The organism is Cellulomonas xiejunii (assembly GCF_024508315.1).
Classification (GTDB): domain Bacteria; phylum Actinomycetota; class Actinomycetes; order Actinomycetales; family Cellulomonadaceae; genus Cellulomonas; species Cellulomonas xiejunii.
Window position 1 is genome coordinate 3,526,326 of the sequence record NZ_CP101987.1, and the last position, 26,618, is coordinate 3,552,943.

Genomic DNA, 26,618 nt, shown 5'->3' on the forward strand with positions numbered 1-26,618 from the left:
ACCCTGGAGGCGACGTCATGACCGACTACGGACACGAGCTGCAGTTCGGCACGTTCCTCACCCCGCAGAACGCCGACCCGCAAGCACCGGTCGAGCTCGCGGTGCTCACCGAGGACGTCGGGCTCGACCTCGTGACGTTCCAGGACCACCCGTACCAGCCGTCGTTCCTCGACACGTGGACACTGCTCTCCTACGTCGCGGCGCGCACGCAGCGCGTGCACCTGTCCGGCAACGTGCTCAACGTGCCGATGCGCCCCCCGGCGGTCCTCGCGCGGGCAGCCGCGAGCCTCGACCTGCTCTCCGGCGGCCGCGTCGAGCTGGGCCTGGGCGCGGGCGCCTTCTGGGACGCGATCGAGGCCATGGGCGTCCCGCGGCTCACGCCCGGCGAGGCCGTCGACGCCCTCGACGAGGCGATCGACGTCATCCGCGCGCTGTGGGACACCGACGGGCGCGGCCCGCTGCGCGTCGACGGGGACCACCACCGGCTCGCGGGCGCCAAGCGCGGACCGGCCCCGGCGCACGACATCGGCATCTGGGTCGGCGCGTTGAAGCCACGCATGCTGCGGCTCGTCGGGCGCAAGGCCGACGGCTGGCTGCCGTCGCTGGCGTACCTCCAGCCCGGCGACCTGGGCCGCGGCAACGCGACCATCGACGAGTCCGCCGCCGGGGCCGGCCGCGACCCGCGCGAGATCCGCCGTCTGCTGAACATCGGCGGCCGCTTCACCCCGACGCCCGGCGGCGGCCTCGACGGCCCGCCCGAGCAGTGGGTCGACGCGCTCACCCGGTACGCGCTCGAGGACGGCGTGGGCACGTTCGTCCTGGCCACCGACGACCCGGGGACGATCCGCACGTTCGCCGAGCAGGTCGCCCCCGCCGTGCGCGACGCGGTCGCGGCCGAGCGGGCGACGTCCGGCACCGCCGCCGGCCCGGTGCGCAGCGCGGTCGCGCTCGCGAAGCGCGCCGACGGCATCGCGTACGACACGGTCCCGGCCGACGTCACCGCCGTCGAGCCCGGCGACCGCGCGTACACGGCGCTGCGCTCGACGTACATGCGGCGCGGCGCCCCCGGCGTCGTCCTGCTCCCCCGCACGACGCCCCAGGTGGTCGACGCCCTCGGCTGGGCGCGCGAGCAGCGCGGACCGCTCGCCGTGCGCTCCGGGGGGCACGGCATCTCCGGCCGCTCGACCAACGACGGCGGCGTGCTGCTCGACGTCGGCGCGCTCGACGAGATCGCGGTCGTCGACGAGGCGACCCGGCGCGTGCGCCTGGGCACGGGTGCGACGTGGGGCAAGGTCGCCGCCACACTGGCGCCGCGCGGGTGGGCGATCTCGTCGGGCGACTACGGCGGCGTCGGCGTCGGCGGGCTGGCGACGACCGGCGGCATCGGGCTGCTCGGCCGGTCGTACGGCCTGACGATCGACCACGTCGTGGCGTACGAGGTCGTCACGGCCGACGGCACGGTGCACGTCGTCGACGCGCAGCGCGAGCCCGAGCTGTTCTGGGGGCTGCGCGGCGCCGGCGGCAACCTCGGGATCGTCACGTGGGTGGAGATCGAGGCGGCCGAGGTCCCCGACGTCGTGTACGCGACCATGACGTTCGACGCCTCCGAGCCCGCGCGGCTCCTGGAACGCTGGGGCCGCACGGTGCAGGACGCCCCGCGGCAGCTCACGAGCTTCCTGCACCTGCAGGCCGGCAGCGGCGGGCGGCAGCCGCTCGCACAGGCCATGACGGTGTGGGCCGACGACGACACGACGTCCGCCGTCGCGGCCCTCGAGGAGCTGCTCGGCGCCGGGCCCGTGCTCGACCAGCGCGCGACGCTCACGCCGTACTCGGGAATCGTCGGGCCCGTCGCCAAGGCCCACGACGGGGGCGCACCGCCGGTGACACGCTCGGGGCTGCTGCCGACGATGACGGAGGCCGCCGCGGCCGACCTCGGGCGGTTGCTCGGCTCCGGGGAGGCCATGCTGCTGCAGCTGCGCGCCACCGGCGGCGCCGGCAACGACGTGGCGCCCGACGCCACCGCCTACGCGCACCGGCACCAGCGGTTCTCCGCCACGGCCTTCGCCGGGCGCGGAGGGCGCGGCGGCCTCGACGACGCGTGGGACCGCCTCGCCCACCCGCACATGGACGGCCTCTACCTGTCCTTCGAGACCGACCCGCGACCCGCGCGCCTGCTCGAGGCGTTCCCGCCGCTCACGCTCGACCGGCTGCGCGCGCTCAAGCGCACGTACGACCCGGACCACGTCTTCGACCAGAACTTCCCGATCGACCCGCGGGGGTGAGCCGTCAGGCGTCGCGGCCGGGGGGCCGGGCGTACGCGACGAACTCGCCGTCCGGGTCGGCGGACGCCGCGGGGCGGAACCCGAGCCGCTCGTACAGGGCGCGGGCCGTCGCGTTCGTGCGCTGCGTCTCCAGGCGGACCTCGTGGGCGCCCGCGTCCTGCGCCTGCGCGAGCACGTGCCGCACGAGCGCGGCGCCGTGCCCCGCACCGCGGGCGTCCGGGGCGACGAACAGGTCGTTGAGCTGCCAGGTCGTGCGCAGCCGCACCGACGAGTGCCCCGGGTACACCTGCGTGAACGCGACCGCACGCCCCTGGTCGAGCCCCGCCCACACGAGCGAGTCGCCGCGCGCGAACCGCGTCGCGACGAACGCGCGCGCCTCGTCCTCGTCGCCCACGCGGCCGTAGAACGCGCGGTAGGCGACGAACAGCTCCGTCACCTGCGCCGCCACGTCCGCGGTGCTGTCCGCGGACACCCGGACGATCCCCATGACTCCCCCGCTCCCGACCGGCCCGCCGGCGGCGCGCGCAGGCGACGGACGCTAGCGCCACCCGCCTACCCGGTCGGCTCACCGCCCGTCGGCCGAGACGCACCCGCCGGCGCCACGGTCGCGGTCGTGCGCGCCGGTGAGGTCCTCACGGCGCGCGGGTTCGGGCAGGCCGACGTCGACGCGGGCACGCCCGTCGACCCGGACCGCACGCTGTTCCGCGTCGGGTCGGTGTCGAAGCTGTTCACCGCGACGGCCGTCATGCAGCTCGTCGAGGCCGCCGTCCACGGTGAAGTCGCACCTGGGCCGCGCCATGATGAAGCTCGGCACGCGCGACCGCCTCCAGACCGTCGTCTGGGCCTACCGCACGGGCCTGGCCACCCCCGCCTGACCCCCACCCCACCCCCCCAGGTCGTGAGAGTGCAATCCAGTCACGCCACCCCACCCCCCCAGTCGTGAGAGTGCAATCCAGCACACCTCAAACCGCGAGAGAGCAATCCAGCCGTGACTGGATTGCTCTCTCGCGGGTGGGGTGGTGTGGGGCGTCAGGCGCGGGTGATGGCGAAGCGGCGGGTCGCCAGGACCTCGGCGATCTGGACCGCGTTGAGCGCGGCGCCCTTGCGCAGGTTGTCGTTGCTGATGAACAGCGCCAGGCCGCGACCGTCGGGCGCGCCCTCGTCCTGCCGGATGCGGCCGACGAACGACGGGTCCTGACCGGCGGCGACGAGCGGCGTCGGGACGTCCGCGAGCTGCACGCCCGGGGCCGTCGACAGCAGCTCCGTCGCCCGCTCCACCGAGATCGAGCGCTCGAACTCCGCGTTCACGCTCAGGGAGTGGCCCGTGAACACCGGCACGCGCACGCACGTGCCCGAGACCAGCAGGTCCGGGACGTCGAGGATCTTGCGCGACTCGTGCCGCAGCTTCTGCTCCTCGTCGGTCTCGTGCAGGCCGTCCTCGACGATCGACCCCGCGAGCGGGATCACGTCGAACGCGATCGGCGCGACGTACTTCTCGGGCGACGGGAACGCGACCGCGCCGCCGTCCTGCACGAGCGCGAGCGTGTCCTGCTCGACCGCGGCGCGCACCTGGTTGTCGAGCTCCTTCGCCCCGGCGAGGCCCGACCCGGAGACCGCCTGGTACGTGGACACGACGAGCCGGCGCAGACCCGCCTCGTCGTGCAGCACCTTGAGCACGGGCATGGCGGCCATGGTCGTGCAGTTGGGGTTCGCGACGATCCCGATCTCGATCTCGTCGAGCGCGTCCGGGTTCACCTCGGACACCACGAGCGGCACGCGCGGGTCCCGGCGCCACGCCGAGGAGTTGTCGACGACGATCGCACCGGCCGCGGCGAACCGCGGTGCGTGCTCCTTGGACGTGCCGCCACCCGCGGAGAACAGCGCGATGTCGATGCCGGACAGGTCGGCCGTCGCGACGTCCTCGACGACGACGTCCTCCCCGCGCCACGGCAGCGTCGTGCCCGCGGAGCGCGCGGAGGCGAAGTACCGGATGGACGCGACGGGGAAGTCACGCTCGTCCAGCAGACGGCGCATCACGGCGCCGACCTGACCGGTCGCCCCGACGACTGCGATCCTCAGACCCTGCGCCATGTCAGCGCCCCGTCCCGCCGTACACGACGGCCTCGGTGTCCTCGGCGTCCAGGTCGAACGCCGTGTGCACGGCCCGCACCGCGTCGTCGAGCGAGTCGGCGCGGGTGACGACGGAGATGCGGATCTCCGACGTCGAGATCATCTCGATGTTGATACCGGCCTCGGACAGCGCGGCGAACAGCTTCGCGGACACCCCGGGGTGCGACTTCATACCCGCGCCGATGAGCGAGAGCTTGCCGATCTGGTCGTCGTACTGCAGGGACTGGAAGCCGATCGTCGGCTGGTCCGTCGTCAGCGCCGACGTCGCGGCGGCACCGTCGCTCGCGGGCAGCGTGAAGGAGATGTCCGTCTGACCCGTCGCGGCGATCGACACGTTCTGGACGATCATGTCGATGTTCACGCCGGCGCCGGCGACGATCTCGAAGATGCGGGCGGCCTTGCCGGGCACGTCGGGCACACCGACGACCGTGATCTTGGCCTCGCTGCGGTCGTGCGCGACGCCCGCGATGATCGGCTGCTCCATGGTGGGGTCCTCCTGGTTCGTCACGAGCGTGCCGGTGTGCGCCGAGAACGACGACCGCACGTGCACCGGCACGTCGTACCGGCGGGCGTACTCGACGCAGCGGGGCATGAGCACCTTGGCCCCGCTGGCCGCAAGCTCGAGCATCTCGTCATAGCCGATGCGGTCGCGCTTGCGCGCCGTGGGCACGATGCGGGGGTCGGCGGTGAACACACCGTCGACGTCGGTGTAGATCTCGCAGACATCGGCCTTGAGGGCGGCCGCGAGGGCGACGGCCGTCGTGTCCGACCCGCCGCGGCCCAGCGTCGTCACGTCGTTGGTCGACGGGTTGACGCCCTGGAAGCCGGCGACGATGGCGACCTCGCCGCGCGCGACGGTGTCCTTGATGCGGCTGGGCGACACGTCGATGATGTGCGCCTTGCCGTAGACCTCGTCCGTGATGACGCCCGCCTGCTGGCCGGTGAACGACTTCGCCTCGACACCGAGGTTGTGGATCGCCATCGCGAGCAGCGACATCGAGATGCGCTCGCCCGCCGTCAGCAGGATGTCCATCTCCCGCACGGGCGGCAGCGGCGTCACCTGCTGCGCGAGGTCGATGAGCTCGTCCGTGGTGTCCCCCATGGCCGAGACCACGACGACCACGTCGTGCCCGGCCTTGCGCGTCTCGACGACCCGCTTCGCGACGCGCTTGATGCTGGCGGCGTCGGCGACGGACGAGCCACCGAACTTCTGGACGATGAGGGCCACGGGCGTTGACGCTTCCGGCTCGACGTGCAGGGACCTCGTGAGTGTAGGCCGAGCCCAGGATGCGGACACCGGGCCGTTCGACTGGTGGACGGTTGTCCGGGTCGCCACTGAAGCGTTTGGGCGCCTGGTGGCACCCCGTGGTGTGCCGCACGCTGCGGAGCGGCGGCCCGTGTGTCACGTGCCGCCGCACCCGCGCCGGCGACCCTGCGGCGCACTGCCCTGGGAGGACCATGTCCACGACCCGTCCCACCGCGCGCGTACGCGCGGTCGTCACCGCGCTCGTCGCGGGCGTGCTGGCGGCAGGCGGTGTCGCCGGTGCGATCGCCGCGCAGGCCGTCGACGCGTGCCGCGTCGACTGGACCACGAATGCCTGGCCCGGCGGCTTCGTCACCGAGGCGCGCCTCACGACCGGACCGGCACGCTCCGGGTGGACGCTCACGTTCGACCTCGCGTCCGGCGAGCGGATCAGCAACGCGTGGAGCGCCACCGTCAGCCAGTCCGGCGCGGCGGTGACCGTCACGAACGCCTCGTGGAACGGTCAGCTCGCCGCCGGCGCGACGACGTCGTTCGGGTTCCAGGGCTCGGCGGCGTCGACACCGGCCACCCCCCGGAACGTGCGCGTCGACGGCGTGCTGTGCGAGGGGCAGACCGTGCCGACCAGCACGCCCACGACGCCCACGGCCACCCCGACGCCCACGGCGACGCCCACCCCGACACCCACGCCCACGGTGACGCCGACACCGACGGTGACACCCACCCCGACACCCACCCCCACACCGACGCCGACCCCCACACCCACCCCGACACCGACGCCCACGCCTGACCCGGGCGGCTGCACCGGCGCGTTCTGCGACGGCTTCGAGTCGCAGACGGGTACCGCACCGGCCGCGCCGTGGACGGTCGTGCACCCCGACTGCTCGGGCACGGGCACCGCGAGCATCGACACCGCGGTCGCACGCAGCGGCAGCCGCTCGCTGCGCGTCAACGGCGCGGTCGGCTACTGCAACCACGTGTTCGTCCAGGCGTCCGGCGCCGTCTCCGGCACGGCGGGCCAGCCGACGTACGTGCGGTTCTGGGTCCGTCACACCACGGCGCTGCCCACGTCGCACGTGACGTTCGTGGCGCTCAAGGACGCCAACGACGGCGGCAAGGACCTGCGCATGGGCGGCCAGAACGGTGCCCTGCAGTGGAACCGCGCGTCGGACGACGCCACGCTCCCCGAGCAGAGCCCGGCGGGCGTCGCGCTGAGCAAGCCCTTGCCGACGGGGCAGTGGTCCTGCATCGAGGCGCTGGTCGACCCGGTCGGGCGTCTGACGACGTGGCTCGACGGCTCGCAGGTCACCGGCCTGGTCGCCGACGGCACGCCCACGCACGACGTCGACAGCCAGTGGCACAACAAGGCGTGGACGCCGCGTCTGGTCGACCTCAAGCTCGGCTGGGAGAGCTACGGCGACGGCGCGGACACCCTCTGGTACGACGACGTGGTGGTCGGCTCCGCCCGCACGGGCTGCTGACGAGGTGCTGGATCGCCCTCTCACCGCGAGAGGGCGATCCAGCGCACCGCGGAGGTCCCGGAGGGGTGCTACGCCCCTGGTGCGACGCGCATTCGGGTGCCGTCCACCTGCAGGGGGACCCGCGCCGGGGCCGGGACTCCTAGCGTGGCGGCATGCCACCCGACGCACCGCACGGCCCGGCTGACGGGTCCGCCCCGGCCGCCGACACCGACCCGGCACCCGCTGCCGCACCTGCTGCGGCCGCCGTCGCGCTCGCTCCCCGGCCCCACGGCATCGAGGTCACCGGTCTGCGGCGCGCGTTCGGGACGGTCAAGGCCCTCGACGGCGCCGACCTGGTCGCGCGCGCCGGTGCCGTGACCGCGCTCGTCGGGCCCAACGGCTCCGGCAAGACGACGCTCCTGCTGGTCCTCGCCGGTCTGCTCGTCCCGGACTCGGGATCGGTGCGCGTCGCCGGCCACGACCCCGTCACGGACAACGCCGGGGCCCGCGCCCGCACCGGGTGGATGCCCGACGCGTTCGGCACGTGGGACTCCCTGACGGCCCGCGAGGTCCTCGCGACGTTCGCCGACGCCTACCGCGTCGACCGTGCGACAGCGTCGGCCCGCATCGAGGAGCTGCTCGCGACCGTGCACCTCACGGAGTACGCCGACCAGCCCGCCGCCGTCCTGTCCCGCGGTCAGAAGCAGCGCCTCGGCCTGGCCCGCGCGCTCGTCCACGACCCGCAGGTGCTGCTGCTCGACGAGCCGGCCAGCGGGCTCGACCCGCGCTCGCGCGTCGACCTGCGGATCCTGCTGCGCCGCCTCGCGGACGAGGGCCGCACCGTCCTGGTGTCCTCGCACGTGCTGTCCGAGCTCGACGAGATGGCCGACGACGCGGTGTTCCTCTCGCGCGGGCGCACTGTCGCCGGGCTGTCCGAGGCCGACGTCGCGACCGGCCGGCGCACGTGGCACGTGCGGGCGCTGTCGCTCACCGAGCTCACCGCGTGGCTCGACGCGACCGGAGTGGCGTACCGCCCCGACGGCGCCACACGGGCCGCGGACGCACCGACAGCCGTCGCCGGGGGCGTCCTCGTCGACGTCGACGGCGAGGCCGGCGCCGCCGCGCTGCTGCGCGACGCCGTCGCCGCCGGTGTCCCCGTCGTGTCGTCGGCACCCGCCGCCGGTGCGCTCGAGCAGGCGTACCTCGCACTGGAGGAGGAGCGGCGATGACCGCGACCACGACCACCCCGCCCCCCGCGCCCGGGACGACACCGCGCGTGGGCACCTGGACGGTGACGTGGCACGGCGTGCGCACCGTCGCGGCCCTCGAGCTGCGGCAGCGCGTCCGCTCGTCACGGTGGAAGACCGCGCTGATCGTGTGGTTCGTCGTCGTGGGGGCGATCACGCTCCTCGCGGGCGGCGTCCTGACGATCTTCGACGACTCCGCCGTGACGACCGACCAGGCCGGCGCCGTGCTGTTCGTCGTCGTGACGGCGCTCGTGCTCGGGCTCGGCCTCCTGGTCACGCCGACCCTCGCGTCGACGGCCGTGAACGGGGACCGGTCCGCCGGGACGCTCGCGACCCTGCAGGTCACCCTGCTCTCGCCCACGGAGATCGCCGCCGGCAAGCTGCTGGCCGCGTGGGTCAGCGCGTGCGCGTTCCTCGTCGTCAGCCTGCCGTTCTTCGCGATCGCGCTGGCGATGGGCGGCGTTCCCGTCGCGACGCTGCCGCGTGTGGTCGTGCTCATCGCGCTGCTGCTCGCGGCGGTGTGCGGCATGGGCCTCGGCTGGTCGACGCTCGCGGCGCGGCCCGCCGGGTCGACGGTGCTGACCTTCGTCACGGTGGCCGGGCTCACGGTGTTCACACCCGTCTTCTTCGGCCTGACCTACCCGTTCCTCAGCACCACGCAGGACGTGCAGGTCTACGGGGTGCCCGACTCCTACTGGATGGAGATGGACAAGGAGACCGGTGCGCCGACCACCGTTCCCGTGTGCGAGTTGAGCGTGCAGGAGCGGTCCGTGGCCCGCACCGAGCGGACGTGGTGGCTGCTGGCGATCAACCCGTTCGCGGTCGTCGCGGACGGCGCCGTGCCGGCGTCGGCGACGACGGACGAGGACTCCCCCGGCGAGGTCGTCGCCGCCGCCACGCAGACCCTGCGCGACCTGCGACTGGGTGAGCCGGAGATCATCGACGAGTGCTGGACCGACGAGGACACCTCGGACCTCGTCCCCGTGCGTGACGGAGCCGGACCCGTGTGGCCCGTCGGGCTCGCGGTGAACCTGCTGCTCGGTGCCGCGGGGTTCGTCGTCGCCGTCCGCCGGCTGCGCATCCCGCAGCGCACCCTCGCCCGCGGTACGCGCGTGGCCTGACACGCCCCGGCCCCGCGCCGGGCCCACGACGCCGCCCGCCGGTCATCCCGTCCCCGCCCCCCGGTCCTCTCCCCTCCGGTCGGCGGTCACCGACGGCGACCGGCGGGCGGACCAGCGTCAGGGCTGCAGCGCGTCGTACTCCGCCTCGGCCGCGACGTCGTCCTCCACGTCGAGACGGACGTGCGCGAGGATCGTCTGGATGGCACGCAGCGTGCTGGCGGCCCGCTCGCCCCAGTCGGACAGGTAGCTGAACTGCCACCACCACAGCGCCTCCAGCACGTGCCCGCGCTCGTGGTGCGCCAGCCCCTGGGTGAGCGCGCCGACGATCGCGACGAGGTCACCGGAGATCGTCGCCTCCTCGACCTCCGCGCCCAGCAGCGGGTCCACGACCTCGACGTACTCGTCGATGCCGTCGAAGAGGTTCGCGAGGTTCGCGCGCAGCGGCTCGAGGTCCGCGTCCGGGCCGACGTCGGGCTCGAAGCGCGACGGGGGGACGACGTCGGTCGTCGCGCCGAGGCGCGCACCGGCCGCGAGCAGGTCGGACAGCGCCAGCAGCAGCAACGGCAGCGACGCGTCGGGCGCCGAGCCGGCCGCGACCTCCGTCACCGTCGTGAGGAAGCCGCGGGCCTCGGACGCGACGGCGTCCGCGATCTCCCTCAGGTCCGCGTCCGCCACGGGCCGTTCGTCGTCGGTGGTCATGCCCTCCCCCTCCAGGTCGTCATGCACTCAGGCGCCGGCGGCCCTCGAACGCGCGGCCGAGGGTCACCTCGTCCGCGTACTCCAGGTCCCCGCCCACCGGCAGGCCGGACGCGAGCCGGCTGACCGTCAGGCCCATCGGCACCAGCAGCCGCGCCAGGTAGGTGGCCGTGGCCTCGCCCTCGACGTTGGGGTCGGTGGCGAGGATGACCTCGGTGACCGCGCCGTCGGCGAGGCGCCGCATGAGCTGCGCGATACGCAGGTCGTCGGGCCCGACGCCCGCGATCGGGTTGATGGCCCCGCCGAGCACGTGGTACCGGCCACGGAACTCCCGCGTGCGCTCGATCGCGACGACGTCCTTGGCCTCCTCGACGACGCAGATGGTCGTCAGCAGCCGGCGCGGGTCACGGCAGATGCGGCACTGCGGCTCCTGGGCGACGTTGCCGCAGATCTCGCAGAACTGCACGCGCAGCTTGACCTCGCTCAGCGCGTCCGCGAGCCGGCGTACGTCCGCGGGGTCCGCCGCGAGGATGTGGAACGCGATGCGCTGGGCGCTCTTGGGGCCGACCCCGGGCAGCCGCCCGAGCTCGTCGACCAGGTCCTGGATCGCGCCTTCGTACACCCCGTCAGCCTAGCCGTGCCCGACCGTGCGATCGGCGCGTCAGCGGGCGGCGAGCCGGACGACCCCGACGGGCCCGTAGGCCGCGCCGTCGCCCGTGCTGCTGCTGACCTCCGGGATGCCGTCCTCCCAGGCGACCCGCACGTCCTGCGCCTCGACGACCACGACGTCCACCGTCGCGACGACGACCTGGGCACCGGCACCCTGCACGACCAACCGCTCGACGTCGCGTGCCACGACGCGGGCGTCCGTACCCGTGACCGTCAGGGTCGCGCAGTCACCCGAGACGTCCACGGCACCGCCCGTCGGGACCAGCAGGTCACCGCCGTCGCAGGTCAGCCACTGCGTGACCTGCCCGTCGAGCGCGTCCCGGTCGAGGACCGGTGGCAGCCCCGTGCCGGCCTGGCCGCCTGCTCCTGCCCCTGTGTCGCCGGAGGGCTGGTCGCCGCGGGGTCGGTCCCCGCCGGACCGGTCACCCGGCGGCCGGTCACCCCGGAGCCACACGTCGGTGCCCTCGGGGACGTCGATCACCTCACCCGTCTGCGGGTCGACCCAGCGCGCCACCGCGGTGGCCGGGTCGCCGAGACGCGTGATGGACGCGGTGACCTCCTGCTCGCCCGGCACCGAGCACCCGGCGAGGAGCAGCGCGCCGGCGAGCGGCGCGGCCGCGAGCACCCCCGTCCGTCCCGCTCGTGCGCGGGGAGGGGCCGGCGCGGGGGCAGCGGGCATGACAGGTGCCTCCGGTGAGGTCAGACGTCGATCTGCTCGTCGATGACGCGCCCGCCGAGCACCTGGGCCACCAGGGGGACGCCCACGAGCCCGGACTGGCCGATCGTCGGGTCGTCGGGCGACGGCTCGTCCGGCTCCGACATCCGGCCGCGCGACTGTGCGGCCGCCGCACGGGCGGCCGCGATGCCGCGCTCGCGGGCCGTCCCACGGCCGGGTGCGGCCGTTCCGCCGGCGCCGGGACCACCCGACGCGGGCCGTCCGGCAGCGGCCGGGGCGGCGGACGTCCCGCCGGAGCGGGCAGCCGGCGGGCCGTTGCGCCACGGGTCGTCGGGCTCGTCACCCGGCGGGATGTCGTCGTCGGGGTGCACGACGACCGGGGCCTCGCCGGTGCGCGCGCCCTGACCACCCGAGCCGGGGGCCTGCGTCCGGGCGGCCGCACCCTCACCGGGCTCGGGCTCCCACGGCGGCACCGGCCGGTCCGAGGACCCGTCACCGGCGGGGTCGTCCGCGGGCGCGGCCTCGCCGGCACCGGCCGGACGACCCGGGCGATCGCGGCCGGCACCATCGGCAGCGGGACGGCCACCGGGCGGCGCGACAACGGGCACGGCGCGCTGGCCGTCCTGCTCCGGTGCGGCCGCCGGGACGTCCCAGGACGCGGCCGCTCGCTCGCGCGAGATCGTCCCGGGCACCTGCGGCACCTCGGACGACGGCGCGGCCGCCGGACGGGCCGACGCACCGCCGGGCTCGTCGAGCACGGCCTCGACGCGTGCGGTGACCCCGAGCGTCTCCGACAGCGCGCGGGCCACGACGTCACCGTGGTTGCTGTTGCGGAACGTGGTGACGAGGCCGGGCTGCGCGAACCCGAGCCGCAGCGTCGTCGCGTCGAGCTCGAGGACCTGCGCGTGCTGGTTGACGAGCGCCCACGAGGGCAGCCGCAGCCGCCGCAGCGTCGTCAGCACGTCGGGCCAGCGGCGGCGCAGCATCTCGGTGTCCGCCGCTGCCGCGACGGCGCCGGGTGCGGGCGTCGGGGGCTGGGCGGGCGTCGGGGGCTGGGCGGGCGCCGCCGACGGGGACGGGGTCGACGGCTCGGGCGGGGTCGACGGCTGGGCGGCGGCCGTGGTCGGCGGGGTCCGGACCTCGCCCGGGGCACCGGGACCGTCCGGACGCCCTTGCGGCTCGTCGGCACCGTCTCGACCGCCCGTCGGGCGCGCACGGCCGGCAGGGTCCACAGCGGCAGGGCTCGCAGCGGTGGCGTGCGCAGCTGTGCTCACCTCGGCCGCGGGCGCCTCGGCGCGCACGGCTGCGGGCTCGGGGCGGACCACCGGCACGGGCGTCGCGGCGGGTGCGGTCGCCGCCCGCGGCTCCTCGACCCGGGCTGCGGACGCAGGCGCCGCGGGAACGTGCGCGCCCGGCGCGGCTCCGGCCGCGGGCAGCCCGCGCTCGAGCCGGTCGATCCGCGCCCCGAGGCCGGTGCGCGAGTCGTCCACGCTGGGCAGCAGCAGCCGGGCCATGAGCAGCTCGAGGTGCAGGCGCGGTGACGTCGCACCGACCATCTCGGTGAGGGCGGCGTTGGTCAGGTCGGCCGAACGGGACAGCTCGGACGCGCCGAGGTGCGTCGACTGCCGTCGCATGCGGTCGAGCTGGTCGGCCGGCAGGTCGCGCAGGACCGCGTCGGCCGCGTCGCCCGACGCGGCGATGACGATGAGGTCGCGCAGCCGCTCCAGCAGGTCCTCGACGAACCGTCGCGGCTCGTGGCCCGTCGCGACGACGCGCTCCACGACGCGGAAGGCCGACGCCCCGTCGCGTGCGGCGATGGCGTCGACCAGGTCGTCGAGCAGCGAGGCGTGCGTGTAGCCGAGCAGCGCGACGGCGCCCTCGTAGTCGAGGCCGGCGTCGCCCGAGCCCGCGATGAGCTGGTCGAGCACCGACAGCGTGTCACGCACGGACCCGCCGCCCGAGCGCACCACGAGCGGCAGCACGCCGGAGCCCACGGGCACGCCCTCGGTCGCGCAGAGCTGCTCGAGGTAGGGCACGAGCACGTCGGGCGGGACGAGCCGGAACGGGTAGTGGTGCGTGCGGGAGCGGATGGTGCCGATGACCTTGTCGGGCTCCGTCGTCGCGAAGATGAACTTCACGTGCGGCGGCGGCTCCTCGACGATCTTGAGCAGCGCGTTGAAGCCCTGCGGCGAGACCATGTGCGCCTCGTCGAGGATGAAGACCTTGTAGCGGTCCCGCGCGGGGGCGAACGTCGCGCGCTCGCGCAGCTCGCGGGCGTCGTCGACACCACCGTGGCTGGCCGCGTCGATCTCGACGACGTCGAGCGACCCGGAGCCGCCGCGCGCGAGCTCGACGCACGACGGGCACACGCCGCACGGGGTGTCGGTCGGCCCCTCGGCGCAGTTGAGGCACCGCGCGAGGATCCGTGCGCTCGTCGTCTTGCCGCAGCCGCGCGGCCCGGAGAACAGGTAGGCGTGGTTGGCCTGGCCCGACCGCAGGGCCTGCCGCAGGGGCGCGGTCACGTGATCCTGCCCGATCACCTCGGCGAAGGACTCGGGCCGGTAGCGGCGGTACAGCGCTGTCGTCACACCCCGAGCCTAAGCGCCACCGCCCACACGGCGGCACCGCCGTCCCCACCCGTGGACCTCACCGCGTCCGGGCCCTCAGTCGGCACGGACGACCGTGTCCGCCAGGACGCGGTGCAGCAGCGGGCGCGTCGCCTCCGTGGCGGCCACGACCAGCCCGACCCCCACCGTCAGGCTCCCGACCAGCAGCAGCAGGCCCTGCGGCGCGGTGAGCGCAGCGAGACCGAAGAGCGGGAAGAACATCACGAGCGCGGCGAGCGCCGACCCCACCGACACGACCAGCACCGGCACCAGCACCTCGCGCCGTCGCACACGGTCGAACAGGTCGGTCGGCACACCGGCGAGCCGCGCGAGCGACAGCTCCCGCCGCCGGTCCAGCACGGCCGCGGCCTGCGCGATCCCCGCGGACACGGCCGCGAGCAGGAACGTGATCGCGAGGGTGAGCAGGGACCCCGTGAGCAGGTCCGCCGAGACGATCGCGTCCTCGGGGCTGCCTCCCGGACCACCCGCGAGCAGGGGCACGACCGCGAGGCACCCCGCGACGAACGACGCGAGCCCCAGCCCGCCGACGACGCGCCAGACCGCACGCGGGTCGTCGAGCAGCCGTCGCGCCGCGAGAAGCTGCTCGGGCGTCCGCGCGAGGCGCAGCCGCACGCGCCCGAGCACGCCGAGCGCCCACGGCCCGACCGCGTTCATCGTGAGGAACGCGACCGCGAGGCCCGCGAGCATGATGCCGACGAACGCCGCGGCGAGCGCCTGCCCGACGACCGACACCACCATGAACGCCCCGAACGCCAGGACGGCGACGACGACGCGCACGGCCTTGAGCCCCGGACGCGCCACGCGCTGCGCGACCCCCAGGGGCGACACGACGACGCGCCGCAGCGACACGGCACCGCTGACCGCCGCGAGCAGCGGCACCGCGAGCCACGTGAGCAGCACGACCGGCACGCCGACCCACAGCTCCCCGACGGTGAACGGCCGCCCCTGGAAGGGGATCTGCGTCCACACCCCCAGCAGCACGCCGTACAGCGCGGTCCCCGCCACCGCACCGGCCAGGCCCTGCAGGGCGGTCTCGACGAGGGTGAGGCCGACCACCTCGCGCGGGGTGGCGCCCAGGAGCCGCAGCGCCGCCAGCCGGGCGTCGCGCCGCGCGACGCCGAGCCGTGCGGCCGCGCCACCGAGGGTGAGCAGCGGCACGACCAGCAGGATCGTCGCGGTCACCGCGAGCGTCACGTAGAAGCCGCCCGCCTCGCGCTCGAGGTCGGTCACGGGGTGCGCGGCCCGGTCGATGAACCCCAGCAGCGCCGCGACGACGGACAGCGTCAGGGCCGTCGACACCGCGAACGCGGTGACGGCCAGGACGGTGGTCGTGCGGCTGTCGCGTCCTGCGGCGCGCTGCAGGCGCGGTGCCAGCGCGAGGACGGGGTTGACCCTCACCGGTCGCCGCCGCTCACGGGGAGGTCGCCGACGCCCTGCCCGACGCCCGCGTCCGCCGCCCGCCGCCGCCCGCTCGCCGGGACGCGGTCCCGCGCCGGTCCCCGTGGTCGAGCCCGGCGCGACGACGAGCCCGTCGCGCATGTCGATGCGCCGGTCGCACCACGCCGCGACGTCGGCGTCGTGCGTGACGACGACGAGTGACGCGCCGACCGTACGGGTCGACTCCACGAGCAGCTTCATGACGTCGTGCCCGGTGGACTGGTCGAGGGACCCCGTCGGCTCGTCGGCGAACACCACCTCGGGCCGCGTGACGAGGGCGCGCGCCACCGCGACGCGCTGCGCCTGCCCGCCGGACAGCTCACCCGGTCGTCGCCCCTCCGTGCCGGCGAGCCCCAACGCGGCGAGCCACCGGTCCGCCGCGGCCTCGGCCGCCGCGCGCGACGTACCCGTGAGCATCGCCGGCAGGGCGACGTTCTCCCGTGCCGACAGCTCGGACAGCAGCTGCCCGAGCTGGAACACGAACCCGTACCGGCTGCGGCGCAGCAGCGACCGCTCCTTCTCGCCGAGCCCCTGCACCTCCTGCCCGCGCAGCGCCACGACGCCCGACGTCGGCACGAGGATCCCCGCGAGCACGTGCAGCAGCGTCGACTTGCCCGACCCCGAGGGGCCCATCACGGCGAGCGACTCCCCGTCGGCGAGGTCGACGTCGACGCCCGCGAGCGCGGTCGTGGCCCCGAAGCGGTGGACCAGCCCGCGCGCCGTGAGGCAGGGCGTGCCGCCGGACGACGCGCCCGGGCCGGACGACGCGCTCGGGCCGGACGACACGATCGGAAGCGGCGGCCGGACGGGGACGGACCTGGTGTTCATACGGCCATCGTGCGCGCGGGCCGGCGGCCGGCGCGTCCGGCGGCGGGACGTTCTCGCGGCCCCTCGCCTGCGACCCGAGGGGGACACCGCGGCGCACGCGCCCACCCGTGGTCGCACGAGCGCGCCGCACCGTCGCGGACGCACCGACGGTGCGCGGGCATGCAAGGACCCCCCGCACACCCGCCAGAGCTCGCCTGCCCTTGCTGCCTTCCGGCCCTGGGGGAGTTCAGCGAGATGACGCCGTACGAGGGGTCTGCGCACCACCCTAACCCAGGTGGGGAGCGCGCCGCGCCCACCCGGTGGGTGCCCTGTGGTGTCAGGGGGCGATCGGGGGGAGCCGTTCCGTGGGCGGTCCCTCGTCACCGGGGTGCCGGGCGATCAGCTCGGTCGCGGAGGCGTCGCCGACCGGCGGTGTGCGGCGCGCCGAGCGGCCTTCGGGCGTCGCGGGGCGTCGGGGCGGGGACGGCGGCGGCTCGGCGGGTCCGGTCGTCGGGGCCGTGCGCCGGGGGGTGGCGGGTCGCGCGGGAGCGGCGGGTCGCGCCGGAGCGGGGACGGCGGGCGTCCGACGCGCGGCGGGAGCGGGCTCGACGACGTCCTCGGTGACGCCCTGGTACGGCGCCCGGCCGGCGCGCGGGTCGGGTCCCGACCCTCCCCACTCGGGCCAGTCGGCGAGCACCTCGTCGTCGTCGGGGCCTGCGGCCCGCGTCGGGGAGTCGTCGACCGCGGGTGCGCCGCGGGGCGGGGTCACGTCGTCCGCCGCGCGGTCGGGCGCGTCGTCGGCCGTCGGCTCGTCGGGCGTGGGCAGCACCCGCGCGGCGACCCACAGCCCCAGCCCCAGGACGACGGTGTAGGTACCGCCGAGGACGAGCAGCACCGCGATCGCGACGCGCTCCTCGGAGTCGAGCGACAGCGCCAGCACCACGGCCAGGACGACGACGAGGACGCCCCACACCCAGGAGAGCACCGCGAGCCGGTGCACGACGCCCGGGTGCCCGCCGCGCGCGGCGACGACGGCGCCCGTCGCGCCGAGCAGCGTCGTCACGAGGGCCACGCCGGCCACGACGAGCCACGTCGCGACCCCCTGGACGGCCAGGACCAGGAGCCCGACGAGCACCATGGCGACCGCCGGCAGGGTGAGGACGCCGAGCACCGCGCCGACCACGGGCGAGCGCCACCGGTCGACGTCCCACCGGTCGGGGTCCCACCGGCCCGCGGCGGGCGCGGACGTCTCGTCGGGGGCGGGGCGGGCGCCGTGGTGCAGGCGCTCCTCGGGGGTCTGCGAGGGGTCCTGGGTCATGGCACCACGCTAACCACCATCGGACGATCCGGACATCCGTCCGGCTGCCCCCGACGCGGACCTGCACGCTCCCCTCACACGCGCAGGGCGCGACGCACGGCCCCGTGCGCGGGCGCAGGCCTGGAGGGGCGCGCCATGATGGCGACATGCCCGACGTCAGCAGCCCTGTCCCCCCGTCGCCGATCCTCACCGCACGCGGGTCCGTCGCGATCGTCGGTGGGTACGTCGTCCCGGTCGCGTCGGCCCCGGTGGACGGGGCGACCGTGCTGGTCGAGGACGGCGTCGTGACCGCGGTCGGCACGGACGTCGTCGTGCCCGACGGCGTGCGGGTCGTCGACGCGGCGGGGCGCTGGGTGCTGCCGGGCTTCGTCGAGGCGCACGCGCACATGGGCGTCATGGAGGAGGCCGAGGGCTGGGCCGGTGACGACACCAACGAGAAGACCGGGCCCAACGGCGCTGCCCTGCGCGCGATCGACGGGATCAACATCGAGGACGAGGGGTTCCGGGACGCGCTCGTCGGCGGTGTGACGTCGGCCGTGGTGAAGCCGGGGTCGGCCAACCCGATCGGCGGGCGGACCGTCGCGATCAAGACGTGGGGCGGGCGGACGGTCGACGAGCAGGTCATCCGGCACGACGTGTCGGTGAAGTCGGCGCTCGGTGAGAACCCCAAGCGCGTGTACGGGGACCAGAAGAAGCTCCCGTCGACGCGGCTGGGCGTCGCCGCCGTCATCCGCGCCGCGTTCGTCGAGGCGCAGGGCTATGCGGCACGTCGGGACGTGGCCGCCGCCAAGGGCGAGCCGTTCGAGCGGGACCTCGCCAAGGAGACGCTCGCGGCCGTGCTCGCGGGCGAGCTCGCGTGGGACCAGCACACCCACCGTGCCGACGACATCGCGACCGCGCTGCGCCTCGCCGACGAGTTCGGGTACCGGCTGGTCGTCAACCACGGCACGGACGGCGCGGCGGTCGCGGACGTGCTGGCCGAGCGGGACGTGCCGGTGATCTTCGGGCCGCTGTTCACGTCGCGGTCGAAGGTCGAGCTGCGCGACCGCGCGATCGCGAACCTCGGCGTGCTGGCGCGTGCCGGGGTCCGGGTCGCGATCACGACGGACCACCCGGTGGTGCCGATCAACTTCCTCGTCCACCAGGCGTCGCTCGCGGTCAAGGAGGGCCTGGACCGGGACACGGCGCTGCGGGCGCTGACGGTCAACCCGGCCGCGTTCATGGGTCTCGACGACCGGGTCGGCGCCCTGGCGCCCGGCCTCGACGGCGACGTGGTGATCTGGTCCGGCGACCCGCTCGACGTCAACGCGCGCGCCGAGCACGTCTTCGTCACGGGCACCGAGGTCTACACGTGGGACCCGACGGCCCGCGGCGGCCTGGGCGAGGGCCGCGTCCGCGAGCGCGCGGAGCGCTTCGCCCACTGACGGGGGCCCCGCCACCCCCCGGTGAGAGGTCGATCCAGTTCCCCCGTCCCACACCCGTGGACAGCCGACCGGGCGGTGCCGCGTCAGTCCGCCAGCACGTGCCGCAGGTAGCGCTCCGGGGCGTCGAGGAACGCGCGCCACGACGTGACGAGGTCCAGGTCCTCCCACGCGCACTCGCGCAGGCCCCACTCACCGACCTCGAGGATCGTCGCGCCGGGCAGCGACGCGAGCAGGGGCGAGTGCGTCGAGAGGATGACCTGTGAGCCGTGCTGCACCAGGTCGTGCAGGTGCCGCAGCAGCGCGAGGCTGCCGGTGAACGACAGCGCGGACTCGGGCTCGTCGAGGACGTACAGGCCGGGGTACATCATCCGGGAGCCGATCAGCTCGAGGAACGACTCCCCGTGGGACATCTCGTGGAACACCGGGTCGTAGCCGGGATGCTCGTCGAGGTACGTGTAGAAGCCGTGCATCGTCTCGGCCCGCAGGAAGAACCCGCGCCGCGGGGCACCGGCGCCCCGCACGAGCTGGAGGTCGTGCGCGAACCCCGACTCGGTGGGGCGGGTGCGGTGCATCGACCCCGTCGACCCGCCCTCGGCCGCCATGCCGAAGGCCGTGGCGATGCCCTCGACCAGCGTCGACTTGCCGGCGCCGTTGTCCCCCACCAGCACCGTGGCCGACCCCAGGTCCCAGCCCTGCTCGAGCACCTGACGCACCGCGGGGACGCTCAGGTGCCAGTCCCCGCCGCGCTCCGTGTCGAGCCCCGACACCCCCGTCCGTCTCTGGACCCCGCGCACGGGCAGAGTGCTCCAGGGACCTGTGCGCGCGACCATGCGCCCACCCCACCACGGAGGGCCGACACGCGTCGACGCGCACGCTCTGCCCGCGGCGCTTCCGCTGCCACAGACCCTGGTGTCGGGCTCGTCACCCGGCCCGGCCTGGGCTTCACCCTCCAGGGGTTACGGTTTTGGTAGCAGGATGGGTAGTCTTCCAGGTATGCACGGTACGAAGCCGTATCCGAACGCCCCGCTTGTCCTCGCGATCGTTGAGGTTCGGCATCCAACGACCGCAGCACTGGACTCTCCTGCACTCATGGCGGCCAAGGAGATGCTTGCAGAGTTCACGCCCCTCTCGCGAGTGGAGGAGCGCAATGAGATTGATCTAGGCACTGGCACCCAACGACCAGTCTTGCTTCCGAAACTGATCGCCCGGGACAAGCAAACCTCCGTAACATTCGGCGCCGAGGCAATTGTTGTAGAGACGACAGCCTACCCCGGATGGCAGGCATTTCGGAAAGTGCTGGCCGCCGCGCTTGACGCGCGACAGACTGTCGCGCCTCTCGACGGGTTCGAGCGCATCGGCCTCCGCTATATCGACGAAATCCGCGTCCCGACATTCGATCAAGAGATCGACTGGAGCGATTGGGTCATTTCTGACCTGCTTGGCCCCAGACGCCGATTTGCCGACCTAGGCTTGTCGCAGTTGCAGCAACAGGGCATCTCCACTTATGCGACGGCGCGGCCCGGCGAGTCCTACTCGTTGAGATACGGGGCAATAGTCGGAGCCCCCGCAGTCACGTCTGGACCAAATCTGGTTCGGCACAATACCCCAAAGCCAGGACCGTTCTTCCTTCTCGATACAGACGGCTCCTGGAACCTTGAGCCAAGTTCCGCAATCCCGGAATATGACCCGAATAGGATCATGGAGATTGCAGATCGCATACACCGACCCATCAAGGAACTGTTCGAGCTCTCCATCACCGATCGACTCCGGAAGGAGGTGCTTGAGGTTGCGAACTAGTTGGACAACCCAGCAAGAATCCCCCACTGGCGGCCGTGAAACGCTGCCGAGAGTGCGGCGAACTGGTGAGTTAACCACCTCAATGCTTGCCGATCACGCGTATGTGGTTCACGAGCAAGCAACGGAGCTCCGCGACGGAACGAGCGAACTCCGCCGCGCAACCGCTTTGGACGACCTGCGTACCCGACAGCGGAAACATTCCGTCCGGGCGCCGCGCGAGATGCTGGACGAACTTTCCGAGCATGGATTCGCCTGGCGTGACGTTGCACGGATGATGGGGGTCACAGTCCCGGCTCTGCAGAAGTGGCGCCGGGGTGAAGGGATGGCGGCCGACAACCGGGCCAAACTCGCTCGGATCGCCGGCCTGATTGAGATGCTGGAGAGCCGGTTCGTTAGCGAGCCGGCCTCATGGCTTGAGATGCAGGTGGAGCCAGGAGTCGCACTCACGCCTCTTGACCTGATCGTCGCGGGCCGAGACGATCTAGTTCTGGAGCTTGCCACAGAGTCCGATACCGCGGCGCGTGAGGCCATCTACTCGGAGTACAACGCTCACTGGCGATCGGAGTATGTCGATGCGGCGTTCGAGTCGTTCGCTGCGGCTGACGGCATGATGTCCATTCGACCCAGGAGGTAGGCGTGCAAGGTCTCGAACTCGAGGCTCCCCGCGAGGATTCTGAACTCTACACGTCGATGGGCGACGAAGTTGATGAGTTCAGACCTGTATTCACGGGTGATATTTTCGGATTCGACGACGGCCGCTTGGTGATTATTCTTCAGCACCCGTGCGCGCTGCGGAGGGACGGCGCCACTCTTGTCGACCGCATTTTGGTTGCAGCCGTCTGCGATGCGATCAAGCCGCCTCGATCGTGGAAGGGGCATTACCGGCTCATGCCCTTACCTGGCCTGAGCGTTCCCCGCGAGGCACTCGTTGCGGACTTTACTCTCATCGATATTGTAAGGCCGGAGGAGCTCGAGTCGGCAAAACGATACGCCATCCTCTCTCAAGTGGGAGTCAATCTACTGCTGCAACGATGGATCCACCACAACACGCGGGCGCTGGTTGACTCCTCGACTATCAATGATGTCACGATCGGTCCATTCGACGAGGCCGACCTTTCCGCAGACTGGCTGCGGGATTGCGCGGGGGCGGCGCTCGACCGCAGCGAGTCTGCAAAGGCGCTCGACGAGTGGTTTAGTTACCGAACTAGTAAGAAATCGCCCAGTCGTCGGGAAACGCTGGCCAACAGCCAGGCTCGCAGTGGACTACGAGCAGAGTTTAGGCGCGCCCTAAGAGACAGGATCGATTCGACCTCGGTTGCATAGCGATGCGCCTAAGTTCGCGACATGGATGACGCGACGACGAACGCAATGCCGAGGCGGTTCTCTGCGATTCCTGTAGGCCAGCCGCCTCTTTTTGATCGTGACCTTCAGAGCGTAACTTGAGAAGGAGCGCACTCTCACGCATGCCTTTAGGCGTCATACAGGGACGCTCACGAGGCCGATAGCAAGTCATCAACCGCTCGACGAACCCGACTCACAGCCGCGGGTCGACAGCCTCCGACTCCAGCGCGAGCACGGCGAACACGGCCTCGTGGACGCGCCACAGCGGCTCACCCGCGCTGAGGCGCGCGAGCGCTTCCAGGCCCAGCGCGTACTCGCGCAGCGCGAGGCTCCGCTTGCGCCCGAGGTGACGCGAGCGCAGCCGGGTCAGGTGCTGCGGCTCGGTGTAGTCGGGGCCGTAGATGATGCGCAGGTACTCCCGTCCCCGGACCTTGATGCCGGGCTGCAGGAGCCCCTTGCGCCCGCGCACGAGGTTGGCCAGCGGCTTGACGACCATCCCCTCCCCGCCGGCCGACGTCAGGTCGTGCCACCAGGCGACGCCGGCCGCACGCGAGGCGGGGTCGGTGAGGTCGACGACGAGCCGCCGGGTGGTGGCCAGCACCCCGGACCGGTCTGCCGCGACCAGGGCGTCCGCAAGGTCCAGGTGCCACAGGTGGTCGCGGGTCTCGTACGTGCCCGCGTCGGTCGCGAGCAGCTGGAACGGGGCGAGCCGCACGCCGTCGAGCCCGTCGGTCGGCCACACGTAGCGGCGGTACGCGGCGGCGAAGGCATCGGCGTTCGCGCTGCGCGAGCGGGTGCGCGCCAGCAGCTCGTCGACCGGCAGTCCGGCGGCCGACGCGGCGTCGAGCGCGGCCGTCGCCGCGGGCAGCGCGGTGCGTGCGGCGGCGCCGACGGCCGCGTACTGGTGGCGCAGCAGGTCCTCGGCCTTGACGGACCACGGCATGAGCTCGCAGTCGAGCAGCAGCCAGTCCGCGGGTGCGCCGTCCCGTCCGACGCGCCCCCAGACGTCCGCCGCGGCCGTGCGGACCACGTCGAGCAGCGCCTCCGTGCGCGCGGCGTCGAAGAACGGTCGCCCGGTGCGCGTGTGCACCGCGCCCGTCGTCCCCGCGGGCATGCCGAAGCGCGCCGCGGCGACGTCCGCGTCCCGGCACACCAGCACGACGGCGCGCGAGCCCATGTGCTTCTCCTCGCACACGACGGCCTCGACGTCGTCCCGGTAGGCGTCGAACGCCTGGTCGGGGTGCTCCAGGAGGTCGCCGTCGGGGGCGGTCGCGCACGGGCTCATCGTCGGCGGCAGGTAGAGCAGCCACCGCGGGTCGAGGGCGAACCGGCTCATGACCTCCAGGGCGCCGGCGGCGTTCTCCTCGGCGATGGTGACGCGCCCGTGCAGGCCGGTCTCGACGACGCGCTTGCCCAGGACGTCCGCGACGTCCAGGACGTCGGGGTCGCGCCGTGCGACGTCCGGGGTCGCGCCGGTCGTCGGTGCGTCGTCCGCCGTGGGGAACGGGCGCGCCGGCTCGTACCAGACGCGCTCGGCGGGTACCTGGACGAGCTCCTTCTCCGGGTAGCGCAGTGCGCTCAGGTGGCCGCCGAACACGCACCCGGTGTCGAGGCACATCGTGTTGTTGACCCACGTGGCCGTCGGCGTCGGGGTGTGCCCGTAGAGCACCATGGCCCGGCCGCGGTAGTCGTCGGCCCACGGCAGGCGCACGGGCAGGCCGAACTCGTCGGTCTCACCGGTCGTGTCGCCGTAGAGCGCGAACGCCCGCACCCGCCCGGACGCGCGGTTGTGGAACTCCTCCTTCAGCCCGGCGTGCGCGACGACGAGCCGGCCGTCGTCGAGGACGAGGTGCGCGACCAGGCCGTCGCAGAACTCGCGCACGGCCGCGCGGAACTCGTCGGTCTCCTGCGCCAGCTCGGCGAGCGTCGTCTCCAGACCGTGCGACACCTGCACGTTGCGGCCGTCGAGCGCGCGCACGAGCTTGTGCTCGTGGTTGCCCGGGACCGCGAGCGCGTGCCCGCCCGCGACCATGCCCATGACGAGCCGCAGCACGCCCACGCTGTCCGGGCCGCGGTCGACGAGGTCGCCGACGAACAGCGCGCGCCGCCCCTCGGGGTGGACGGCGTCCACGGGCCGGCCCTCGGCGTCGCGGGTGATCAGGTACCCCAGCGTGCCGAGCAGGGTCTCGAGCTCCGAGCGGCACCCGTGCACGTCCCCCACGACGTCGAACGGCCCGCGCTCGTCACGCCGGTCGCTGCGCAGCGGCTGCCGGTCGATCACGGCGGCGTCGACCTCGTCGGTGCCCCGCAGCACGTGGACCGTGCGGAAGCCCTCGCGCGACAGCCCGCGCAGCGAGCGGCGCAGCTGGTCGCGCTGACGCCGCACGACGTGGGCGGGCAGCGACCGGTCGGCGCGGGCCGCGTTGCGGTCCAGGCAGACCTGCTCCGGCACGTCGAGCACGATCGCCACGGGCAGCACGTCGTGCGCGCGGGCGAGCGCGACCAGTGCCTTGCGGGCCGCGGGCTGCACGTTGGTCGCGTCGACGACCGTGAGCAGCCCGGCGTCGAGGCGCTTGCCCGCGATGTGGTGCAGCACGTCGAACGCCGCGGCGGTGGCGTCCTGCGAGGTGACGTCGTTGGAGACCAGGCCCCGGCAGAAGTCCGAGGACAGCGTCTCGAACGGGCCGAAGTGCTGCGCGGCGAACGTCGACTTGCCCGAGCCGGACACCCCGACCAGGACGACGAGCGAGAGCGCCGGGACCGTCAGCGTGGTCATCGCGCACCTCCCTCGTGGCTCACGGGGGCCGTACCGCGCCGGAAGACGGCCATCTGGGTGGGCGGGCCGACCTCCGGGTCGTCCGGCCCGACGGGCAGCAGCGTGACCGCGTACCCGTGACGGTCGGCAGCGGTGTGCACCCAGGCGGCGAACTCGGCGCGCGTCCACTCGAAGCGGTGGTCGTGGTGGCGCATCGTGCCCGCCTCCAGCGTGGGGTACCGCACGTTGTGCTCGGCGTTGGGGGTGGTGACGACGAGCGTCGCGGGCGCGGCGGCGCCCAGGACCGCGCGCTCCAGCGCTGCGAGGCGCGGCGGGTCGACGTGCTCGATCACCTCCATGAGCACCGCGGCGTCGAAGTCGGCGACGCGGGCGTCACGGTAGGTGACGGAGGAGTGCGCGAGCTCGATGCGCCGGCGCTGACGTTCGGGGAGAGTGTCGAGGTGGAGCCGCCGGGCGGCGGTCGTCAGGGCGCGCGCCGAGACGTCGACGCCGAGGAGTCGCTCGTACGCCGGGTCGCGCAGCAGCTCGCTCAGCAGGGCACCCTCGCCGCACCCCAGGTCGACGACGCTCCGCGCGCCCGCGTCCCGGAGCTGGGCGACGACCGCGTCGAGACGCTGCCGGGCCAGCGGTGGGGTCGTCGGCGCGGCTGTGTCCACCGCGGCGTCCTCGGGCTCGGCGACGGCGTCGTCCACCGTCTCCGGGCGGGCGTCGTCGACCTCCGCGAGCCGCTCGATGGCCGACGTCGCCAGGCTGGTGCGGTGGGCGAGGTACCGGCGCGCGATCTCCTCACGCGCCGGGTGCGCCGCGAGCCACCCCTCCCCCGCGCGCACGAGCTTGGTGACCTCGTCGGACCCGACCCAGTAGTGCTTGCTCGCGTCGAGCGTCGGCAGCAGGACGTACAGGTGGCTGAGGGCGTCGGCGACGCGCTGCGTGCCGGTCAGGCGCAGGTCGACGTAGCGCGAGTCGCCCCACGCGGGGACCGTCGGGTCGAGCGGCACGTGGCGCGCGTCGACCTGCCACCCCAGCGGGGCGAACAGCCGGACCGCGGCCTCGACGCCGCCGCGGCACGGCACGGCCGGGACGTGCACGTTCAGGTCCCACCGCCGCGCGGGCAGCTCGGGGCGGAGCTCGCAACGTCCGGTCATGGCCGTGCGGAACACCTTGCCGAGCGCGACCGCGAGCATCGAGGAGGCCGCGTACGGCCGGTCGTTCACGTACTGCGCGAGGCTGAACGCGACGTCCCGCGGTGCGCTGCGGCCCTTCTGCCGGACCAGGCCGACCGGGTCGACCTCCAGCAGCAGCGCGACGGTGCAGCGCTCGTCGCTCGCCTCGGGGTAGAAGACGTGCGCGACCCCGAACGACTGGTCGAACGCCTGGACCCGGCCGGGGTGCTTGTGCAGCAGGTAGCCGAGGTCGGCTGCGTCGGGGCCGGCGGCGGACAGGGTCAGGAGCACCGGCGGATCCTCGCACGCAGGGCATCACGCTGTCCGGCGGTTTGCCGCCCGTCCCCCGGCCGGACGCGACTACCCGCCGGTGACCCGTGCCCGCA

General features: G+C 73.8%; 20 protein-coding genes, 1 other RNA gene and 2 pseudogenes. 9 read left to right on the forward strand and 14 right to left on the reverse strand.

The genetic code is table 11. The annotated features are described in order from the left end of the window. Positions 1-17: 17 nt before the first annotated feature. Positions 18-2,282 (forward strand): LLM class flavin-dependent oxidoreductase, encoded by a 2,265-nt coding sequence (locus tag NP048_RS16185; protein ID WP_227575396.1) that lies wholly within the window; start codon positions 18-20, stop codon positions 2,280-2,282. Between the two features lie 4 nt (positions 2,283-2,286). Here NP048_RS16185 and NP048_RS16190 read toward each other — a convergent pair whose 3' ends face one another. Further along, on the reverse strand, positions 2,287-2,769 hold the full coding sequence (locus NP048_RS16190) for a GNAT family N-acetyltransferase (protein WP_227575395.1): 483 nt from the start codon (positions 2,767-2,769) through the stop codon (positions 2,287-2,289). Between NP048_RS16190 and NP048_RS16195 the strand changes: the two are divergent. Next, positions 2,719-3,033 (forward strand): annotated as a pseudogene (locus NP048_RS16195) (serine hydrolase); the annotation flags it as partial. The gene NP048_RS16190 and the pseudogene NP048_RS16195 sit on opposite strands and share 51 nt — an antisense overlap. A 278-nt stretch (positions 3,034-3,311) precedes the next feature. Here NP048_RS16195 and NP048_RS16205 read toward each other — a convergent pair. Together NP048_RS16205 and NP048_RS16210 are read right to left on the reverse strand one after the other, a co-directional pair. Continuing rightward, positions 3,312-4,373, reverse strand: coding sequence for an aspartate-semialdehyde dehydrogenase (locus tag NP048_RS16205; protein WP_227575394.1), 1,062 nt, complete (start codon positions 4,371-4,373; stop codon positions 3,312-3,314). Position 4,374: 1 nt separating this feature from the next. Continuing rightward, positions 4,375-5,640 carry an aspartate kinase gene (locus NP048_RS16210; protein ID WP_227575393.1) on the reverse strand — a complete coding sequence of 422 codons (1,266 nt, stop codon included), beginning with the start codon at positions 5,638-5,640 and terminating at the stop codon, positions 4,375-4,377. Positions 5,641-5,870: 230 nt separating this feature from the next. Here NP048_RS16210 and NP048_RS16215 point away from each other — a divergent pair, with 230 nt between their 5' ends. The 3 genes from NP048_RS16215 (at position 5,871) to NP048_RS16225 (ending at position 9,501) form a co-directional block, all read left to right on the forward strand. Further along, on the forward strand, positions 5,871-7,154 hold the full coding sequence (locus tag NP048_RS16215; RefSeq protein WP_227575392.1) for a cellulose binding domain-containing protein: 1,284 nt from the start codon (positions 5,871-5,873) through the stop codon (positions 7,152-7,154). A gap of 152 nt (positions 7,155-7,306) precedes the next feature. Further along, positions 7,307-8,362, forward strand: a complete 1,056-nt coding sequence (locus NP048_RS16220) for an ABC transporter ATP-binding protein (protein WP_227575391.1) — start codon at positions 7,307-7,309, stop codon at positions 8,360-8,362. Continuing rightward, positions 8,359-9,501 carry an ABC transporter permease gene (locus NP048_RS16225; RefSeq protein ID WP_227575390.1) on the forward strand — a complete coding sequence of 381 codons (1,143 nt, stop codon included), beginning with the start codon at positions 8,359-8,361 and terminating at the stop codon, positions 9,499-9,501. The genes NP048_RS16220 and NP048_RS16225 overlap by 4 nt, the downstream gene beginning before the upstream one ends. A 117-nt stretch (positions 9,502-9,618) precedes the next feature. On the opposite strand, the gene NP048_RS16230 is transcribed toward NP048_RS16225, so the two are convergent. The 8 genes and pseudogenes from NP048_RS16230 to NP048_RS16260 form a co-directional block, all read right to left on the reverse strand. Beyond that, entirely contained in the window at positions 9,619-10,200 is a 582-nt protein-coding gene (locus NP048_RS16230; RefSeq protein WP_227575389.1) for a DUF5063 domain-containing protein, read from the reverse strand. Positions 10,201-10,219: 19 nt separating this feature from the next. Continuing rightward, entirely contained in the window at positions 10,220-10,819 is a 600-nt protein-coding gene (recR, locus tag NP048_RS16235) for a recombination mediator RecR (RefSeq protein ID WP_227575388.1), read from the reverse strand. A 39-nt stretch (positions 10,820-10,858) separates the two neighbouring features. After that, the gene (locus NP048_RS16240) at positions 10,859-11,545 is read right to left on the reverse strand and encodes a hypothetical protein (RefSeq protein WP_227575387.1); all 687 of its coding nucleotides are present in this window, start codon (positions 11,543-11,545) and stop codon (positions 10,859-10,861) included. Positions 11,546-11,565: 20 nt separating this feature from the next. After that, positions 11,566-14,130, reverse strand: a complete 2,565-nt coding sequence (locus tag NP048_RS16245) for a DNA polymerase III subunit gamma and tau (protein ID WP_227575386.1) — start codon at positions 14,128-14,130, stop codon at positions 11,566-11,568. Positions 14,131-14,205: 75 nt separating this feature from the next. Continuing rightward, positions 14,206-15,567, reverse strand: coding sequence for an FtsX-like permease family protein (locus NP048_RS19365; protein ID WP_431355889.1), 1,362 nt, complete (start codon positions 15,565-15,567; stop codon positions 14,206-14,208). 93 nt (positions 15,568-15,660) lie between these two features. Continuing rightward, positions 15,661-16,434, reverse strand: a pseudogene (locus NP048_RS16250) (ABC transporter ATP-binding protein); the annotation flags it as partial. A gap of 160 nt (positions 16,435-16,594) precedes the next feature. Beyond that, an RNA gene (gene ffs / locus NP048_RS16255) (signal recognition particle sRNA small type) lies at positions 16,595-16,691 on the reverse strand. A 59-nt stretch (positions 16,692-16,750) separates the two neighbouring features. Continuing rightward, positions 16,751-17,731, reverse strand: a complete 981-nt coding sequence (locus NP048_RS16260; protein WP_227575385.1) for a hypothetical protein — start codon at positions 17,729-17,731, stop codon at positions 16,751-16,753. Between the two features lie 146 nt (positions 17,732-17,877). On the opposite strand from NP048_RS16260, the gene NP048_RS16265 reads away from it, so the two are divergent. Beyond that, positions 17,878-19,155 carry an amidohydrolase gene (locus NP048_RS16265; RefSeq protein WP_227575384.1) on the forward strand — a complete coding sequence of 426 codons (1,278 nt, stop codon included), beginning with the start codon at positions 17,878-17,880 and terminating at the stop codon, positions 19,153-19,155. A gap of 83 nt (positions 19,156-19,238) precedes the next feature. Here the strand turns inward: NP048_RS16265 and NP048_RS16270 are convergent, their stop codons facing one another. Next, positions 19,239-19,985, reverse strand: a complete 747-nt coding sequence (locus NP048_RS16270) for an AAA family ATPase (protein WP_227575383.1) — start codon at positions 19,983-19,985, stop codon at positions 19,239-19,241. Between the two features lie 163 nt (positions 19,986-20,148). Between NP048_RS16270 and NP048_RS16275 the strand changes: the two genes are divergently transcribed. From NP048_RS16275 to NP048_RS16285, 3 genes are all read left to right on the forward strand, one after another. Beyond that, entirely contained in the window at positions 20,149-20,952 is an 804-nt protein-coding gene (locus NP048_RS16275) for a TIGR04255 family protein (RefSeq protein WP_227575382.1), read from the forward strand. Between the two features lie 220 nt (positions 20,953-21,172). After that, positions 21,173-21,586, forward strand: coding sequence for a hypothetical protein (locus NP048_RS16280; protein WP_227575381.1), 414 nt, complete (start codon positions 21,173-21,175; stop codon positions 21,584-21,586). Positions 21,587-21,588: 2 nt separating this feature from the next. Continuing rightward, entirely contained in the window at positions 21,589-22,275 is a 687-nt protein-coding gene (locus NP048_RS16285; protein ID WP_227575380.1) for a hypothetical protein, read from the forward strand. Positions 22,276-22,486: 211 nt separating this feature from the next. Here the strand turns inward: NP048_RS16285 and NP048_RS16290 are convergent, their stop codons facing one another. Both NP048_RS16290 and NP048_RS16295 read right to left on the reverse strand, forming a co-directional pair. Continuing rightward, positions 22,487-25,069 (reverse strand): polynucleotide kinase-phosphatase, encoded by a 2,583-nt coding sequence (locus NP048_RS16290; RefSeq protein WP_227575379.1) that lies wholly within the window; start codon positions 25,067-25,069, stop codon positions 22,487-22,489. Then, a complete protein-coding gene (locus tag NP048_RS16295) occupies positions 25,066-26,523 on the reverse strand; it encodes a 3' terminal RNA ribose 2'-O-methyltransferase Hen1 (RefSeq protein ID WP_227575378.1) in 1,458 nt (485 codons plus the stop codon). The genes NP048_RS16290 and NP048_RS16295 overlap by 4 nt, the downstream gene beginning before the upstream one ends. Positions 26,524-26,618: the final 95 nt, after the last annotated feature.